At 55.6% G+C, this 16448-nt stretch carries 16 protein-coding genes and 1 pseudogene; 10 read left to right on the forward strand and 7 right to left on the reverse strand.

All coding sequences use genetic code 11. The features are described from left to right. From BM036_RS18545 to BM036_RS18570, 6 genes are all read left to right on the forward strand, one after another. The coding region (locus BM036_RS18545; RefSeq protein ID WP_143066605.1) for an IS3 family transposase at window positions 1–306 on the forward strand (306 nt) is incomplete at its 5' end. 130 nt (window positions 307–436) lie between these two features. Further along, a complete protein-coding gene (locus BM036_RS18550) occupies window positions 437–922 on the forward strand; it encodes a GtrA family protein (RefSeq protein ID WP_245742727.1) in 486 nt (161 codons plus the stop codon). After that, window positions 906–1934, forward strand: coding sequence for a glycosyltransferase family 2 protein (locus tag BM036_RS18555; protein WP_091855130.1), 1029 nt, complete (start codon window positions 906–908; stop codon window positions 1932–1934). The genes BM036_RS18550 and BM036_RS18555 overlap by 17 nt, the downstream gene beginning before the upstream one ends. Then, a complete protein-coding gene (locus tag BM036_RS18560; RefSeq protein WP_091855131.1) occupies window positions 1918–3414 on the forward strand; it encodes an ArnT family glycosyltransferase in 1497 nt (498 codons plus the stop codon). Before BM036_RS18555 ends, BM036_RS18560 begins: the two co-directional genes overlap by 17 nt. Beyond that, a complete protein-coding gene (locus tag BM036_RS18565; protein ID WP_091855134.1) occupies window positions 3404–4126 on the forward strand; it encodes a response regulator transcription factor in 723 nt (240 codons plus the stop codon). Before BM036_RS18560 ends, BM036_RS18565 begins: the two co-directional genes overlap by 11 nt. After that, window positions 4123–5412, forward strand: a complete 1290-nt coding sequence (locus BM036_RS18570) for a HAMP domain-containing sensor histidine kinase (protein ID WP_091855136.1) — start codon at window positions 4123–4125, stop codon at window positions 5410–5412. The genes BM036_RS18565 and BM036_RS18570 overlap by 4 nt, the downstream gene beginning before the upstream one ends. On the opposite strand, the gene BM036_RS18575 is transcribed toward BM036_RS18570, so the two are convergent. The 4 genes from BM036_RS18575 to BM036_RS18590 form a co-directional block, all read right to left on the reverse strand. Further along, entirely contained in the window at window positions 5413–5811 is a 399-nt protein-coding gene (locus BM036_RS18575; protein ID WP_091855138.1) for an EF-hand domain-containing protein, read from the reverse strand. Continuing rightward, window positions 5804–7645, reverse strand: coding sequence for an LTA synthase family protein (locus BM036_RS18580; RefSeq protein WP_245742729.1), 1842 nt, complete (start codon window positions 7643–7645; stop codon window positions 5804–5806). Before BM036_RS18580 ends, BM036_RS18575 begins: the two co-directional genes overlap by 8 nt. A gap of 695 nt (window positions 7646–8340) precedes the next feature. Then, complete coding sequence (locus BM036_RS18585) at window positions 8341–9033, reverse strand: hypothetical protein (RefSeq protein WP_091855142.1); 693 nt, start codon at window positions 9031–9033, stop codon at window positions 8341–8343. Window positions 9034–9048: 15 nt separating this feature from the next. Then, entirely contained in the window at window positions 9049–9702 is a 654-nt protein-coding gene (locus BM036_RS18590; protein ID WP_091855144.1) for a HupE/UreJ family protein, read from the reverse strand. A 594-nt stretch (window positions 9703–10296) separates the two neighbouring features. Between BM036_RS18590 and BM036_RS18600 the strand changes: the two genes are divergently transcribed. After that, on the forward strand, window positions 10297–10575 hold the full coding sequence (locus BM036_RS18600) for a metal-sensing transcriptional repressor (protein WP_091855147.1): 279 nt from the start codon (window positions 10297–10299) through the stop codon (window positions 10573–10575). A 30-nt stretch (window positions 10576–10605) separates the two neighbouring features. Here BM036_RS18600 and dmeF read toward each other — a convergent pair whose 3' ends face one another. From dmeF to BM036_RS18615, 3 genes are all read right to left on the reverse strand, one after another. Next, on the reverse strand, window positions 10606–11529 hold the full coding sequence (dmeF, locus tag BM036_RS18605) for a CDF family Co(II)/Ni(II) efflux transporter DmeF (RefSeq protein WP_091855148.1): 924 nt from the start codon (window positions 11527–11529) through the stop codon (window positions 10606–10608). Window positions 11530–11654: 125 nt separating this feature from the next. After that, on the reverse strand, window positions 11655–13019 hold the full coding sequence (locus BM036_RS18610; protein WP_091855149.1) for an ATP-binding protein: 1365 nt from the start codon (window positions 13017–13019) through the stop codon (window positions 11655–11657). Beyond that, on the reverse strand, window positions 13003–13671 hold the full coding sequence (locus BM036_RS18615) for a response regulator transcription factor (protein WP_091855150.1): 669 nt from the start codon (window positions 13669–13671) through the stop codon (window positions 13003–13005). The genes BM036_RS18610 and BM036_RS18615 overlap by 17 nt, the downstream gene beginning before the upstream one ends. Window positions 13672–13874: 203 nt before the next feature. Between BM036_RS18615 and BM036_RS18620 the strand changes: the two genes are divergently transcribed. The 3 genes and pseudogenes from BM036_RS18620 to BM036_RS20480 form a co-directional block, all read left to right on the forward strand. Beyond that, on the forward strand, window positions 13875–14408 hold the full coding sequence (locus BM036_RS18620) for a cupredoxin domain-containing protein (protein ID WP_091855151.1): 534 nt from the start codon (window positions 13875–13877) through the stop codon (window positions 14406–14408). Window positions 14409–14497: 89 nt separating this feature from the next. Then, complete coding sequence (locus BM036_RS18625) at window positions 14498–16279, forward strand: copper resistance system multicopper oxidase (RefSeq protein ID WP_091855152.1); 1782 nt, start codon at window positions 14498–14500, stop codon at window positions 16277–16279. After that, a pseudogene (locus BM036_RS20480) lies at window positions 16276–16448 on the forward strand (copper resistance protein B); the annotation flags it as partial. The gene BM036_RS18625 and the pseudogene BM036_RS20480, both read left to right, overlap by 4 nt.

Genomic DNA, 16448 nt, shown 5'->3' on the forward strand with positions numbered 1-16448 from the left:
ATATTGCATTCAGATCGAGGCAGCCAATTCACCAGCGGTGACTACCAGCGATATCTCGGCAGCAACCGCCTGGTAAGCAGCATGAGTGCGGTCGGTCATTGTGGCGATAATGCCGCCTGCGAGGGGTTCTTTGGGATGCTCAAGCGGGAGCGCATCCACCACCGGCGTTACCGCACTCAGAACGAAGCGCGAGCTGATGTATTCGACTACATTGAGCGGTTCCACAATCCCAGGATGCGACGTAGAGTTGCCGTTCAGGATCGGAAGTTGTCAGCCGTTTTAAAACCGTCCGTGGAAACGGGGTAGAACCCATAGCTATCCCGGTGAGCAGTGCCCATATTCCTGGTGAAGCGGGATCTTGACCAAGGATTGCATAAGACACAGCAACAGTCAGATCGAACCCCTCTCATACATCCACTGCTTTGACATTTTCCTGATGAAACGCCGACAAAGCCATGACACCGGATTGGCTAATCTATCGATTCATCAGGTCAGGCCGGAGCTGCCGGTTGTCATTGTGGCTGTTTCCCCTATGAGCAAACCTTTAACCGTTCAGTTTCAAGGATTCATTGCTGCCGGTGGCCTTGCCACACTATTCCACTGGTTTGTCATGGCGGCTCTGACCGGCGCGGGGCTTGATGCCATGCTGGCCACCGCAAGCGGAAGCCTGTCCGGTGCAGTTATGAATTATGGGCTCCAGCGTCGTCTGGCATTCCGCAATGCCGGCCCTCACCGCCTGACCGCCTGGCGCTACCTGGTGTCCTGCATTTGCGCCTGGCTTTGCAATCTCGCTTTCTTCTATCTGCTACATCACATTCTTACCTTGCCGGTCACGCTCTCACAGCTTGTCACGACAGGTCTCGTAGCTGCTCTGAATTACATCGTCTACAAGAGGCTGGTGTTTTATGAACAAATCCCTTGATGTCCACGTCGGGCCGCCAGATGACCGCCTTATCTCACTGGTGGTACCTGTGTATAACGAGCGAGCCATGCTGCCGCTGTTTTTTGACCGGGTACTGCCCGTGCTTGCCGCGGTCAACCTGCGTCACGAAATTGTGTTCGTGGACGATGGCAGTGAGGATGGCAGCGCTGGTTATGTTCGTAATGAGATAAAGCGAACGCCAGGCCTCCGCCTGGTCAAACTGAGTCGGAATTTCGGCAAGGAGGCGGCGGTAACGGCAGGGCTGGAGCATGCCAGGGGCGACGCGGTGATCGTTCTCGATGCGGACCTGCAGGATCCGCCTGAGCAGATCCCCGCCATGATCGAATCCTGGCAGTCCGGGGCAGACGTTGTGTTGATGCAGCGTCGTTCCAGAGCTGGGGAAACCGTGGTCAAACGCTGGAGCGCGCACTTCTTTTACCGGTTGCTGAACCGGACCAGCCGGACCGATATTCCCGTGGATACCGGCGATTTCCGGTTGATGAGCCGTAAGGCCGTAGACGCGATACTGACTCTGAACGAACGTAACCGGTACATGAAAGGACTGTTTGCCTGGATCGGCCTGCCGACCCGTGTCATCCAGTATGACCGGGAACCCCGGGCTGCCGGAGAAACGAAGTGGGATTACCCCGGACTGGTTGGCCTGGCGCTGGAGGGTCTGACCTCATTTTCCGTCTCACCATTGCGCTGGGCGACCGCCATCGGGTTGTTTGCCGCGAGTGTTGGAGCCCTGTTCGGGCTCTGGATCGTGATCAAGGCCATGATGCTGGGCGATGCAACCAGCGGCTATCCGTCACTGGTTGCCATCATCAGCTTTATCGGTGGCATCCAGCTACTGAGCATCGGTATTGTCGGGGAGTATGTCGGTAAAACCTATCTGGAAACGAAGCAGCGACCGGTCTACCTGGCCGAGGAGGTGCTGGAAAGTCCGGTTGGTGTCAGTCAGCCCTTAAATACGCGGCTGGCGGAGGCGCGTCATGTCAAAGCGATTTGACATCTGGTTCCTGGCGTTGGCAGCGGTCCTGGTCAGCCGCCTTATCGGCATGGCGCTGTTCCCTTTTGCCGATACCACCGAACCTCGCTACGCGGAAATTGCCCGCCTGATGGCTGAAACCGGTGACTGGATCACCCCCTGGTTTGAGCCGGGTGTGCCTTTCTGGGGCAAACCACCGTTGTCTTTCTGGGCCCAGGCGTTGGCCATCAAGGTGTTCGGCCTCTCGGAGTTTTCATTGCGCCTGCCGTCCTGGCTGACAACCTTGGCGATGGTCTGGCTGGTCTGGCGGCTGGCGAAGCAGCTCTGGAATGTCCAGGCGGCACTGTGGAGTAGCCTGGTGTTCGCCACCATGGCGCTGACCTACATCAGTGCCGGTGCCGTGATGACCGATTCGTTCCTGGCCCTGGGCACGACGCTAACACTGGTCAGCTTCTGTCTGGTGATGTCGGGAGAGGACGGCCCCTGGCGCTGGCTTTTCTTCATCGGACTGGTGATCGGGCTACTGTCCAAGGGCCCGCTGGCAGTCGTACTGGTCGGTATTCCAATCGTTTTGTGGTTGCTCCTTTTCAAACACGAGGCTGCCAGGCTGCGAAAATTTCCGTGGTGGAGGGGGGCTTTACTGACGGCGTTTCTGGCTGGCCCCTGGTATCTGCTGGCTGAACTCAAGACACCCGGGTTTCTGGATTATTTTATCGTAGGGGAGCATATTCGCCGCTTCCTGGATCCCGGATGGACCGGCGATCTGTACGGCAGTGCTCACGATCAGCCCAAAGGTATGATCTGGTTGTTCTGGTTGTGGGCATCGTTCCCCTGGGGAATTGTTGCACTGGTGGGCGTGATTGCCGGCTGGCTCGGTGGTCGAGGGACAGGTCGCATTCGGCTGCCGCTGTCACATCCTGGCTCCTGCTTTCTTTTTGTCAGTGCGCTGGCGCCAATGCTGTTTTTTACCCCCGCGGGTAACACGCTCTGGACCTATGTGCTGCCATCCTTGCCATTTACAGCCATGCTGATCGGTCGTTGGATTTCAGACATGGATTCCGCAAGACTTTTCGCAATGAGGCCGCTGTTGGTGGGATTGGTGCCCGTGCTGCTGACTGTTTTCGTGGGGCTGACTACGGTAGGCCTGAAACCGTTCAAGACGGAAAAAGAACTGGTAAGCTATTACCTGCAGGTCAGAGAGCCTGTCGACAGCCCATTGCTCTACCTGGATGATCTGCCATTCTCGGCCAGATATTACTCGCGCGGAACGGCTATGGAAATTTCGGAGGACGATTGGAAGGAACTGCGGCAGCGCGATGGAGTACGACGATTCTATGTAGCTGTTCCCGAAGACTGGTCGGACCGGGAAATCGCGGTGCTATCGTCGTCAGCTGACAAGGTTCTCAGGAACCGCCGCTACCAGTTACTCGCTATAGAGACCCCTGTTCGAAAACTGCAATCGGCGTCGAGTGCTGATGGAGCCCTATTGAATGACAGCTAACAGGCCGCCTCTAAGGCTACTGGTCGTGGAAGATCAGGTGGACCTTGCGGAGAATCTTTTCGAGTTCCTGGGTGAGGACCGCTATTCGCTTGATTTCGCGGCTGATGGTCTGACTGCCTTACACCTACTGGCCACCGAGAGCTACGACGTCATCGTACTCGACCTGATGCTGCCGGGCGTGAATGGCTTCGATGTTTGCCGTCGTATCCGACAGGACCTGCAGTGTCAGACCCCCATCATTCTGATGACCTCCCTCAGTGCGCTCAACGACAAGGAAAAAGGCTTTGAGTGCGGTGCGGACGATTATCTCGTAAAACCGTTTGAATTGCGGGAACTCCAGTTGAGAATCGAGGCGCTTCACCGGCGCCATTCACCGATGAAGCCGGTTCTTCAGGCTGGGGAGATCCGGTTCAACCCTGGCACCCTGGAAGTCGAACTGCGTGGAATGAAAACCACGCTTTCCGGCACGTCGTCCCGGTTATTCGAATTGCTGATACGAGCTTACCCGAATTTTCTCAGTCATACGGCGCTCAGCGATGCCTTATGGGGGGGTGCCCGCTACGGGGATGCCGAGGGTAACAGTCTGCGTACCCATATCTACACGCTTCGAAAATCGTTGGCGGCAGACCTTGGCAACGGATTGGTGAAAACGGTTCATGGGCGGGGGTATCGTCTGGAGTCTCCCGAAGATGGCGACCGGACGACATCATGAAGTCCTCGTTGACGGCCAGGCTCACCCGAACCCTGTTTCTACTTATTGCCGCCACTGCGGCGGTGTCCATATTCATTGTTGAGCAGTTTGTCGATGATGTAGAAGACACCATTCTGGATCTTGAACTGAAAGCGGACGCTGAGTATTTCAAGGAGCGGCTTCGCAACGATGAATTCCAGCCTGTTAAAACGGCACGGCTGGAAGCCGTATTCCTGCCTGAGGGAGAGACTGAGGCGGTGCTGCCGACGTATTTCCAAGCACGCACCCTGCCATTTTCCCGGGAAATCGAAGTCGGCGAGACGACCCTGCTTATTGTCGGTGAACGACTTGAGGAACCCAATGGAAAACTCTTCCTGGCCCAGGATATTACCATCATGGAGAATCGTGAGTTCCTGGTTCAGCTGATCCTGATCAGCGTGGCGGCTGGTATGCTCCTGATCGGCTATTTTATTGCTCGTGGGAGTGCCCGCTATCTGGTGCGTCCGTTCAGAAAATTGACCCGTGAGGTGCTGGGTGCGGTGCCTGGAACGTCGGTGCCGCGAATCAACACGAGTTATCGCGATCAGGAATTTTGCGACATCGCCGAGGCTTTCAACCGCTTTCTCTCAGAGCTAGAGCACCACATTGAGAGAGAGAAATCCTTTGTAAAGCTGGCCAGTCATGAAATGCGTACGCCCCTGGCGGTGATGAATGGCGCACTCAATGTGCTGGAGCAACGCCAAAACCTGTCGGAAGCTGATCAGAAGACCCTGGCCCGCCTGCGCAGGGCTATGCAGACCATGCGCGACGACATGGATGTTCTGCTGGAGCTTGCCCGCAGCGAGGCTTCGAGCGAAGGCTCCAGGATGGTTAAGGTGAGTGAGATCGTCCGGGCCACTATTGACGATCTGGAGCATGGGCATCCCGACCAGGCTGGGCGCATTACGCTATTTGAAGATAATCCGGATGTGAGAGTCAGAACCTATCCCGTATTGGTGCGTATGCTAATGCGCAACCTGTTGCAGAATGCGCTGCGCCATACCAGGTCACCTGTTGAGGTGCATATGCTGTCGAACGGGATTCTGGTAAAGGATTTTGGTTCAGGTCTTCCTGACGCAGTGGTAAAAAACCTGATGGTCTCGCGTGCAACCGGCGGCGGCTTGCCCAGAGCAGACCAACTCAACAATACAACCTTCGGTTTGCTCATTGTACGGTTGGTCTGTGAACGGCTCGGCTGGGGGCTCCAGGTTACACAGTCAGATGACCGGGGCACCGAGTTCATGATTGAGATCGGCAACCGGGGGTGATCAGTTTTGCTGTTTCTGCATTTCATTCCATATGCTGAATTCCCGTTTGCTCACCTTCAGGTCCCGGTCGGCATCCAGGTGATCGAGGATCAGCGTTGTTCGGGTTGAAGACTCCAGGCCTCTATCGCTGGCATCTTCAACGCAATCATTCCGGCGGCTGAGTTCCTTAATCGTCAAATAGCCATCGCCGTTCTGGTCCATGCAGTCGAATCCTTGTAGCGAACCAGGGTGCAGAGGCGTAACGTCCGTGTCGAAGTTAGTCTGCTGGTGCTTTGGGTGGTATAGGTACTGCTCCTCGGCATCCTTGGTTGAACTACCCTCACTGGCGAACGCCGGGGTCTGGCTGACGACCGCCACTCCCAGAAAGAACACCGCTAATGTGGCATTCAATTTAATCATCATCGGACCCTTGTTGGTGGGTAGCTAGTCCATATGAGCGGTTACTGTACAGTCTCAATGGCAGGAGGGCATGGGCCAGAGCTTTGTCAACCAGGCTTGCAGGCGGTTCCAAGTCAACATAAGTGGTCTGTTCGCTTTGATTGGAATAAACACCTGCTAAAGGCCTCTGATCGGGTCGTAACACAGTTACGTTAAAGTCTTGGTCCATCCATGCATAATAATCGTTGAACTGCATCATTGCCCGCCCGGGCTCGTCCGGAAACGCTGCCAGGTCACGGCCCACCAGGGGATGTTCACTCGCTATGCCCATGAGTGATAGCAGCGTCGGCGCAAGGTCGATCTGGCTGGTAACTGTCCTGATGCGCCTGCTTTCAATATCGGCGCCCAGTATCAGGCCCGGAATCTGGAAGTTCTTGATGGGTACCAGTTCGTCACCCCACACCCTTGCGTCATGGTCGGCAACGATCAGGAAGAGCGTATCTTCCCAGTAGGCACTGTTCCTGGCGGATTCGATAAACTCACCCAGGGCATGGTCCGCGTATTTGACAGCGTTATTGACGGTGTTTTTTTCCGCGTCATAGGGATCGATGCGTCCGTCGGGATACTCGAAAGGGGTGTGATTCGAGGACGAAAACACCAGACGGAAGAAAGGCTTCCCTGAAGCATGGAGTTGCTTGAGGTCCTGGTGGGTCTTTTCAAACAGGTCTTCATCGCTGACCCCCCAACTGCCAGTAAACACCGGGTCAACGTAATCCTGCTGGTCGACAATGGAGTCAAAACCGTTGCCGGTAAAGAAGCTGCGCATGTTGTCGAAATGCGCCTCCCCGCCGTATATGAATCCAGTGTCATAGCCCTCTCTTTTCAACAATTCCCCGAGCGTAAAGAACCCGGTCTGGGACAGGGACAGCTTTACGACACTGCGTGCCGGCGAGGGTAGGAAACCAGAAACCACCGCCTCGATGCCGCGAACGGATCTTGTTCCAGTGGCGTAAAGGTTCTCGAACCACCAGCCCGAACCCTTCAGGGCTTCCAGGCGCGGGGTCACCGGTCGGCCACCCAGGGATTCAACAAAGGTCGCACCAAGGCTCTCCTCCAGCACAATCACCAGGTTAAGTGGTCGGGGCCGGGTTCGTGCCGGGGTCTGGTGGTGCAATGTCGGATATTGCCCGGAACTGAACTGCGTATTGCGCAGCCACGGCTCATCGCGTACTTCGTCCACTATCTCGGATAATTCCATAGTGCCATAACGGTCACTGGCGTCCGCCTCATGCTTGAGGTTGTAGACCGCGAACGCAACGGACCAGCTTGAGTTGAGAATCAGCGAGTTCACCAGGGCGTCAGAGGTTAGTGCGAACATGGCGGGGTTGGCGGGGCGATGGCCCGTGGTGGATCGGATGCTAATGAACACCAGGAGCACCACTATCGGCCACACCAGTAACATTTTACGATAGTTGCCTGGGCGGGCCTGCCGTACCCATGCTCCCATCAGCCAGGCGAACAGGGCTGTCAACCCCATGACCAGGAAAGAGCCCCGCAGGACGGTGGGCAGATAGCCCTCCCAGAGCATGCTCAGAATCTCCCGCGGATAGTTCAGGTACTCAATAAAGAGCCGGTTGGGTCGGGAATCGTATTCGGCAATGAAGGTCGGCGTGGCCAGTTCCATGAACAGAAATGCAAAAACCACGACCAGTGCCCAGAGCATCGTGAGGCGCTTCCAGAGTGCCCAGCTATACCGGTGGCCCATAATCGGCAGGAGCAATACCAGTGGTGCTACCACCATACCGGCCATGATCAGATCCACTCGCAGGCCGTGAAGAAAAATGTCTGGCCACACGGGAGTTGGCTGGACTCGATCAAATTGCCACGCGACCAAAAGGGCACGGGATAGCCCCCCGATAATAAGGACCGAGCAGAACAGCATCAGTATCGGGGCATAGGCTCCCGCCCAGTTGAACCAACGATATACATGAGCGGGGAGGGATTGCTTTCTGATGAACGATGACGTCATGACTGCACTCGTAAGTAAAAGCGGAAGAAATCGGCCTGGAGCGGAGGCGTGAAGGATAGAGGGATGTTCGTCAGGGAGGGGTCGTGGAAATGTCAGGAATTTGTCAAAAGTCCTACTAGCACGTTGAGCATGTCGGTAAACAGGGTGTTAAGAATCTGAGGGCCGGAATGCACAGATTTTCAGTGACGAAGTGTGGCCTGATAAGGACGCCGTTGTTCAATAAAGATTCTTTAAAACTGCTGGTTGAGGTTTCTTCTGGGTCGATGCGGAAGGGTAAATGGTACCCCCCGGCAGGACTCATAAGTATACGCAAGAACTTGTTTTATATGTTTTATTAAATGTTTTTGTCTTGATATATGCCCCCATTTGTACCCCCAGACTATTTTCTGTACCTGGGAGTGATTCCCAATTGAGCCGTTGTCGTAGGAAGCTATCTTGTGGTTGGCGCATTGAAGTGGCGGAGTGCCAAACCAGATGAGCAAGGGGCTGGCACAGAGCCGGCCCCTTGCAGGTGATCTGTATTACAGCATTTTTTTCAGCTCGCCGTAATCCCCGTCAGTACGAAGCACCAGCGTGATATCGTTGTCGTTCCGATTGCGGAAGAACCATCCATGGTTACCGGTGAAAGCAGCTTCCAGCTCGCCCTCGTCTTCCGGAACGCCCCGGCCTTTCTCATAGGAAATTGACTGGCCGCTTCCGTCGCCATGGGTGTCATAGTTGATGGGGCCGCCCTCGGATATCCACGAGAACCGAGCGACAGCACCTTCCTCCATGGTGAGCTTGAACTCAGTACCTTCGCCAGGCGTGAGAACCACTCGCACTTCGTCCTGCCATTGTGGTTTTTCTGTTTGTACTGCTTCAGACACTTGTGGCTCTTCCTCGGCCGATGTTACTGGCTCCGGGGCCGAGGCTTTTTCCTGAGTGGGTTCTTCAGGGTTTACTGTTTCGGTCCCCTGCTGATCACTCGGGGATTGCACGGCAACCATCTGCGCCTCCTCGTCAGCGGCGGCTTCATCAGCCAGTTGCTCCTTGATCTCGCCCATTTCGGTCAACCCCAGTGCCCGGCCAGCTCCGGTGGGGTCTATGCCATACTCTGCTGGCATGACGACGGTAACCAGCAGTACCAGAGCGACAATGGCTGCGATGATGGTGGATCGAATCAGCTTGGCAGTGCTGGGCAGTTCTTCACGTTTGGGTATATCAGTGTTGTACATTGCGAATCTCCAGAATCAGGCGACAAAGTAACCGGTGAGCTGATAGCCAAAGAGCAGGAAGCCTGCGCTCATCATGGCCACATTGGCGGTGTAGGCATGGCGGAAGAAGCCGTTGGTTTTTCGCCAGAAATTGATGACGATCAGGATCATGGCCAGGGCAATGAGCTGTCCGATTTCCACGCCCACGTTGAACGCGAGGAGATTCGGGATCAGGCCGTCCGGCGAGATGTCGTATTCGATGATCTTCGTGGACAGGCCGAAGCCATGGAAAAACCCGAAGATCAGCGTGGCGGCCTTGGTGTTGGGCTGGAAGCCAAACCACCGCTGATAGGCCCCGATGTTGTCCAGAGCCTTGTAGACGATGGAGAGACCGATGATCGCATCAATGATGTAGCTGTTGATGCCCACGTTGAAGTAGACGCCCAGCAGCATGGTGGTGGAGTGCCCCAGCGCAAACAGGCTCACGTAGATTGCGATGTGTTGCATGCGGTAGAGGAAGAAGATAACACCCAGCAGGAACAGCAGGTGGTCATAGCCGGTGACCATGTGCTTGGCCCCCAGATAGATGAACGCAATAAGGTTTATCCCGGTAGTTTCCTGGATGTACCCCTTATCGCCCTGGGCGACAGCATGGGCCAACACATCCGTGCTCAGACCCAGCAAGCCCAATGTCAGAAATATCCAGAAGAGACGACTGCCTGGGCCCGTGAAGGACACACCGCAGCAGCCGCCAGGTAAGCTTGGCAACATAAAGACTCCAATCGAATTTGTTTTCTCGGGCCGCGAAAGCGGCAAGAATCAAGCGTGAAGGAGTGCTTTGGGAGGGCGTTCCAGTCGGTAGCGCAAACTGCGAGGGGATCCACCAGCAAACGGCACCGGTTGCCGGAGAACGGTAAGACTTTGGGAAACCAGTGGTACCCCTACCTGGTCCGCGGTCTCATGGGTGTGGTTTCCAGCGTCGTGGTGTAGTGACGACGCCTCTGGCTCTTCGTCAAAATCGTGGCTGTGTCCATGCCCGTCATGACTTACAGAATGGTGGGTGAGTGCAGACTCCCCATCACCAGCCAACTCAGCCACGCCGTGAGAGAACGACTCGCCAATCACCGAAAGTGACAGCCCCGCCAATGCGAACAGCATGAGGAGCGTCGGAAGCAGTTTTCTTTGGTGGAGGTCCGAAACCATCAATCTCAGTGGGTCGAATCGGTAGTTGGATTTCAACGAAGGCAGAGGATACCATCCCCCTATGGGGGATAGGAATTACACATGGTAAATGATCACAAGCATCAATCGCACCCGGACATTATCAAACGCCTGAAGCGGGCCAGGGGCCATCTCGAGAGCGTGATTGGCATGATGGACCAGGGAAAACCCTGCCTGGAACTGGCGCAACAACTTCACGCTGTGGAAAAAGCCATTCAGCAAGCCAAGCGCGTACTGGTGCAGGACCACATTGAGCATTGCCTGGACGACGCCATCGGACAACTGGAGCCAGAGCAGCAGCGCCGCGTCGATGAATTCAAGGCAATCGCCCGGTATCTTTAACCCGTTAGGGCCTAAACGGTGCTATTCCCGTTAATCACACTGAAGAGTTTCCACCGTCACGTGGACCAGGGACTGGCAACGGGCCTGAATACGCTCCTTGTAAGCAGAAGGTGAGTCGGGCTGGTGCGACACCACCGAGACAATCGCCGCATGGATGTCTGGGCCGATCGCCCACACATGTAAATCACTGACTTTGGTTTCATCGCCTTCAACCGCCTGCTTGACGGCTTCTTCCATGTCCTGATCCTGCTCGTCGAGAAGGACTTTGGAGGTGTCTCTCAACAGCTGCCATGACCAGCGTGTCACCAGAATGGCCCCGATAATACCCATCATCGGGTCCATCCAGTTCCAGCCCGCATATTTACCAGCCAGCAGAGCAATAATAGCCAGCACGGATGTCAGCGCATCGGCCAGCACATGAAGGTAGGCGGCCCGGCGGTTGTGGTCGTGGTGATGATGGTGGTGATCATGTCCGTGGCTGTGGCCATGGTCATGTCCCGCATCCCCGAGTATCCGGGCTGATACCCCGTTGATGCCCAGGCCGATGATGGCCACGAAAATTGCGCCGTTAAATGAAATCGGGACCGGCTGTATAAAACGCCCAATGCTCTCAATAACCATGTAGAGCGCGAAGACCGCCAGCAGAACCGCACCGGTGAACCCGCCCAAAGCGTTGACCTTCCCCGTGCCGAAAGAGAACCTGGCATTACCTGCGTTTTTCCTGGCATACGCGTACGCGAACGCGGCAATGCCCAAAGCAACCGCGTGGGACCCCATGTGTAGGCCATCGGCCAGCAACGCCATTGAGCCATATACGATCCCCGCCAGGATTTCCCAGACCATCATTGTCAGTGTCAGGCCAACCACAATGAGTGTTCGGGTCTCACCGGAGCGCTTCAGGTCCTGACCGAAAGTGTGATCGTGTTGCCAGTGATCCAATCGTTCGTGATGCACAGAAGACTTCCTGAGAAAAAAGCGGAGGGAAGGTTTTGTAGCGATTAACTTATTTGCATCCCCCCGGGGGGGATAGGTGAATGCTACGCCACCGCAATGGCGGCTGCAAGTGAGGTGTTGAGGTGTCAGTTGCCTGATCGGCTGCCGAATCGATCGGAACCGGGGATTTCAACAACAGCAGTAAGACCTCCCGCCTTACTGGACGTGTAATGAACCTTCCCCTTGTAACGCTCAACTATCGCGTGGACAATAGCCAGCCCCAGTCCATGACCAGGTGTTTGCTCGTCCAGCCTCAATCCCCGCTTGCCCAATTGTGTCCTGGCTGTGTCTGAGACGCCGGCCCCGTCGTCGCTGATCATGATTTTTAACTGCCCTTGATCTTCACCCAGCGTGAGCTCCACCCAGCGGGACGACCATTTACCTGCGTTATCCAGCAAGTTGCCAAGGATTTCGTTCAGATCATGTTCCTCAACAGGCCAGCGATGGTGTTCAGCCAGATCCGTTGACAGTTCAAAAGATTTATCGGGGTAGAGGCGGCCGAGCATCCACAGCAGGTCCCGGGACTGTTTGACCGGGCAGGCACTTTGACCGACCTGTGGACCTGCAAACCGGCTTCGCCGCATTTCTGACTCCAGCTGAGCATCTATGTCGTCGAGGCGCGACGCCATTTCCCGTCTCAGGTTCTCATCAAGCGGTCGGCTGGTGTCTTCCAGGATCTGTCTGACAGCCGCTATGGGCGTTTTCACACTGTGGGAAAGGTTGGCAAGGGCGTCACGGGAGCGTTCCAACCGGTCATCCAGTGAATCCAGCAGCTGATTGAGTTGCTGAACGAGGGGCCGGAACTCCTCCGGGCCGTCTGCGTTAATACGGGAGATATCGCCTGACTGAAGCTTTTTCAGGCTCGCCCGAAGGCCCACTACTGGCCGCAGGGCCAGAGTGATGCCCACCCATATGCTTCCGACCATCAGAATGACCAGTAAAACCGAGACGATGGCAGTCCAGGTGTGGAGTTCGGCCTGACTTTGCTGAAGTGCCTCCATATCCTCGGCAACAATGACCACAAAGGGGTTGCCGCCGATTGTGAAAGCACGGCGATACCCAAGCAACTCTGAAGGCGCAGCGGATACCCCAGCACCTCGGACTCTCACGGCTCCTTCCTGCTCGGACGAGAGCAACGGCCTCAGCAGCGGTGTCCAGGTTTCCGGTGAAATGGACTGCCCGGACGGAGAGGCAATGGCGAAGGCGTGGTGGAACACTTCCTGGAAGTAATCGCCGGTCTGGAGTGTATCAATCCGGCCACCGGACTGGCGGATCTGGTGTTCCAGAAAAGCCACCTCATCTTTCAGGCGGCTTTCCACGAAGTCCGTGGACATCCTCTCCAGCAAGGCCCCATGAATGAACCAGGCCAGTGCCATCAGACCAATACCGACCGGAAGCAGCAGAATCAGGAGCATCCCCCTGACTGAGCGAGGTCTAGCGGCTAGCGGCATCGAACAGGTACCCCTGACCACGTCGGGTCTTTATGGTGTCCGTACCCACCAGCTTCCTGAGCCGCCGCACGTAGGCTTCGATAACATTCTCGCTGGGTGTGTCGTCGAGGCTGTATAGCTGGTCCAGAAGCTGTTCTTTCGAGAAAACCTGCCCGGGTCGACTCATCAGACAACGGAGCAAGCGGAACTCCGTACCGGTCAGGCTATGTTCGGTCTGGTCACCGGCTCTTAACGTCTGGCGATTTTCGTCCAGCTCGAATCGGCCCGCTGTCAGGGTATCCATTATTCGGCCTTCGCTTCGCCGGACGATGGCGTGAAGCCGGGCAATCAGTTCCTCCGTCTGGAAAGGTTTCGCGAGGTAATCATCAGCGCCGGCCTTCAGTCCATTGACCTTGTCCTGCCAATCTCCCCTGGCGGTCAGGATCAGCACCGGGAAGCTGACCTTATGCGTCCGCCACTGCCTCAGTACGTCCAGACCGTTGCCGTCGGGCAGGCCCAGGTCAAGAATACCGGCCCGGTAGCTTTCCTGCTGCCCGAGTTGCCGGGCGTCCCGTGCGGTACGGGCGGTATCCACGCTGAAACCGGCCTTTTCCAGCTGGGCGCTTAGCCCGTTCGCCAGCAGGGGATCATCTTCCACCAGAAGTAATCGCATTCCTGATCTGCCTTCCCAATTTGAGCATCAAAGCCCGTCAGTGTTGCTGCCCAAGCTGAATTCTGCCTGAACGAAAAATAATTCCGATTTTCAGCATGGATTCAGGTTGCTGAGCGATGGTAGCAACCGTTTCTGGATATTGCTCAAGTTTTGAGTGAGACAACCCGGCCTCCAGGGCCAAATCTGTTCAAGGGAGAAGATATATGACCATATCAAAATTTCTCGTTGCTGCTGCGGCTATCTCATTGTCGGCGACCGCCTTTGCCGCTGGAACCCATGGTGGAGGCCATGGTCACGGCGCTGCGAGTGGTGAGCCCGGCAAAGCCTCAGCGGTCAGCCGAACCATAACAGTCGAAATGTACGACAACTACTATGAACCGGAATCAATCACCGTAAGCCCCGGGGAAACGGTGCGGTTCATGGTGGAGAACAAAGGGAACCTCGTTCACGAATTCAACATCGGCACCCCAGAGATGCACGAGGGCCATCAGGAGGAAATGATGATGATGGTCGAGCATGGCGTCATCCAGGGCGGAAGACTCAACCACGACATGATGGAAATGGACATGGGGAACGGCCAGTCCATGAAACACGACGACCCCAACAGCGTCCTGCTGGAACCGGGCCAGAGCCAGGAAGTCATCTGGAAGTTTTCCGATAACAGCAATATCGAGTTCGCCTGCAATGTGCCGGGTCATTACCAGGCAGGGATGTACGGTGACGTTAAGGTTCAGTAACTCAGCTCACTAGTAAAGCGTTGAAGCAGAGGGCCTACAGGTATTTCTCCTGTGGGGTCCTTGGTGCAGTGCTATTTGGAGTAACAAGCATGAAAAGCCGTTTAGGTTCGGTGTTGTTAAGCCTGCTGATGTCTACATCGGTTATGGCCGGCGAATATGATCTCACGGTTGATCGGGTCGAAATTGATACCGGCGATTTCGTGAAAGAAGGTATTGGCTATAACGGTGCATCTCCGGGACCGGTGATGCGCTTCAAGGAAGGTGAAACCGTCAAGATCAATGTGACCAACAACCTGGATGAGATGACGTCCATTCACTGGCACGGTCTGATCCTGCCTTTCAATCAGGACGGTGTGCCAGGTATCAGTTTCCCTGGCATCAAGCCGGGTGAAACGTTCACCTATGAATTCCCTATCCAGCAAGCAGGCACCTACTGGTTTCATAGCCACTCTGGTTTTCAGGAGCCAGACGGGGCCTATGGTGCCATTGTCATTGAGCCCGAGGGCCGTGAGCCGTTCCGCTACGATCGTGAATTCGTGGTACAGCTGACTGATAAACACCCCCATTCCGGTGACCGCATCATGCGCAACCTGAAAATGATGCCGGACTATTACAACCGCGAGCAGCAAACCGTGGGCGAGTTTTTCTCGGACGCGTCAAAGAATGGCCTGATGAATACGGTCCGAGACCGGATGGCCTGGGGCGACATGCGCATGATGAAAGCGGACGTTGAGGACCTGCAAGGCTTTACGGGTCTGATCAACGGTAAGGGGCCGGACCAGAACTGGACTGGGCTTTTTGAGCCGGGCGAACGCATCCGGCTGCGATTCATCAACTCTTCGGCCATGACCTACTTTGATATCCGGATTCCTGGTCTGGATATGACCGTCGTTCAGGCCGATGGCAACAACGTTCAGCCCGTTAGTGTCGATGAATTCCGGATTGGTGTAGCGGAAACCTACGACGTGATCGTACGTCCGAAGGATGAGCAGGCGTACACCATCTTCGCCGAATCCATGGGACGTTCCGGATACGCCAGGGCAACACTGGCCCCCGAAGAGGGCATGGAAGCGGCAGTGCCGCAACTGCGTGAAGCTGCCCGACTGACCATGGCTGATATGGGCGGTATGCCTGGTATGGACCATGGCAGCATGGCGGGCATGGATCATGGGAACATGGATATGGACAGCTCAGAAGATATGTCCGGGATGGATCACTCTTCTATGGAGGGGACGGACCAGTCCAACATGGGCGGCATGGATCATTCCAATATGGAAGCTATGGATCATTCGGGTATGTCCGGTATGGACCATGGTTCCATGACGATGGGAAAAGAAGATAAAAGCGATCCTTTCTATGCCAAGGGCAGTGGCCTCATGCCCAAAGCGGCGAATGGAGGTAAGTTTCTGTCTTACGCTGACTTGAAGGCTCAGGATCCGCTGTACGAAGACCGGGAACCGACCCGGGAAATAGAGCTTCGCCTGACCGGTAATATGGAGCGTTACACCTGGAGCATTAATGGCGTCAAGTATGAAGACGCCGATCCGATTCGTCTCAAATACGGTGAGCGGGTCCGTTTCAAGTTTGTGAATGAAACCATGATGACACACCCCATGCACCTGCACGGCATGTGGTCGATTCTGGACGTTGGCGCCGGCCAGTGGAACCCGATCAAACATACAATCAACGTGAACCCGGGTACCACGGTGTACATGGAAACGGAGGTCGATGAACCGGGCCAGTGGGCATTCCACTGCCATCTGTCCTATCACGCGGCCGCTGGTATGTTCCGTAAGGTAATTATTGAAGGTGGGCCAGATTCAACGCAGGCCAAAACAGACGTGATTGCTGAAGATGGAGGTGAGGCATGAGTTGTATTCGATCACTTGTCGCCGTCAGTTTTCTTGCCTCAGTTGGTTTCTCAACGGCGGTGACAGCTCAGGAAATGATTTCCGACACCACGGCTCGTAAACAGCCGCTCACAACCTGGGGTGTGCAATTTGAGGAGTTTGAATACCGCTATAGCGACGATGACGAGGA

It is taken from the genome of Marinobacter segnicrescens (assembly GCF_900111555.1).
GTDB classification, from domain to species: Bacteria; Pseudomonadota; Gammaproteobacteria; order Pseudomonadales; family Oleiphilaceae; genus Marinobacter; species Marinobacter segnicrescens.

What these genes read in the sequence shown, in the direction of transcription:
- BM036_RS18550 (WP_245742727.1), top strand. Translation starts at nt 437, where the DNA reads ATGAAACGCCGACAAAGCCATGACACCGGATTGGCTAATCTATCGATT.
- BM036_RS18555 (WP_091855130.1), top strand. Translation starts at nt 906, where the DNA reads ATGAACAAATCCCTTGATGTCCACGTCGGGCCGCCAGATGACCGCCTT.
- BM036_RS18560 (WP_091855131.1), top strand. Translation starts at nt 1,918, where the DNA reads ATGTCAAAGCGATTTGACATCTGGTTCCTGGCGTTGGCAGCGGTCCTG.
- BM036_RS18565 (WP_091855134.1), top strand. Translation starts at nt 3,404, where the DNA reads ATGACAGCTAACAGGCCGCCTCTAAGGCTACTGGTCGTGGAAGATCAG.
- BM036_RS18570 (WP_091855136.1), top strand. Translation starts at nt 4,123, where the DNA reads ATGAAGTCCTCGTTGACGGCCAGGCTCACCCGAACCCTGTTTCTACTT.
- BM036_RS18575 (WP_091855138.1), bottom strand. Translation starts at nt 5,811, where the DNA reads ATGATTAAATTGAATGCCACATTAGCGGTGTTCTTTCTGGGAGTGGCG.
- BM036_RS18585 (WP_091855142.1), bottom strand. Translation starts at nt 9,033, where the DNA reads ATGTACAACACTGATATACCCAAACGTGAAGAACTGCCCAGCACTGCC.
- BM036_RS18600 (WP_091855147.1), top strand. Translation starts at nt 10,297, where the DNA reads ATGGTAAATGATCACAAGCATCAATCGCACCCGGACATTATCAAACGC.
- BM036_RS18610 (WP_091855149.1), bottom strand. Translation starts at nt 13,019, where the DNA reads ATGCCGCTAGCCGCTAGACCTCGCTCAGTCAGGGGGATGCTCCTGATT.
- BM036_RS18615 (WP_091855150.1), bottom strand. Translation starts at nt 13,671, where the DNA reads ATGCGATTACTTCTGGTGGAAGATGATCCCCTGCTGGCGAACGGGCTA.
- BM036_RS18620 (WP_091855151.1), top strand. Translation starts at nt 13,875, where the DNA reads ATGACCATATCAAAATTTCTCGTTGCTGCTGCGGCTATCTCATTGTCG.
- BM036_RS18625 (WP_091855152.1), top strand. Translation starts at nt 14,498, where the DNA reads ATGAAAAGCCGTTTAGGTTCGGTGTTGTTAAGCCTGCTGATGTCTACA.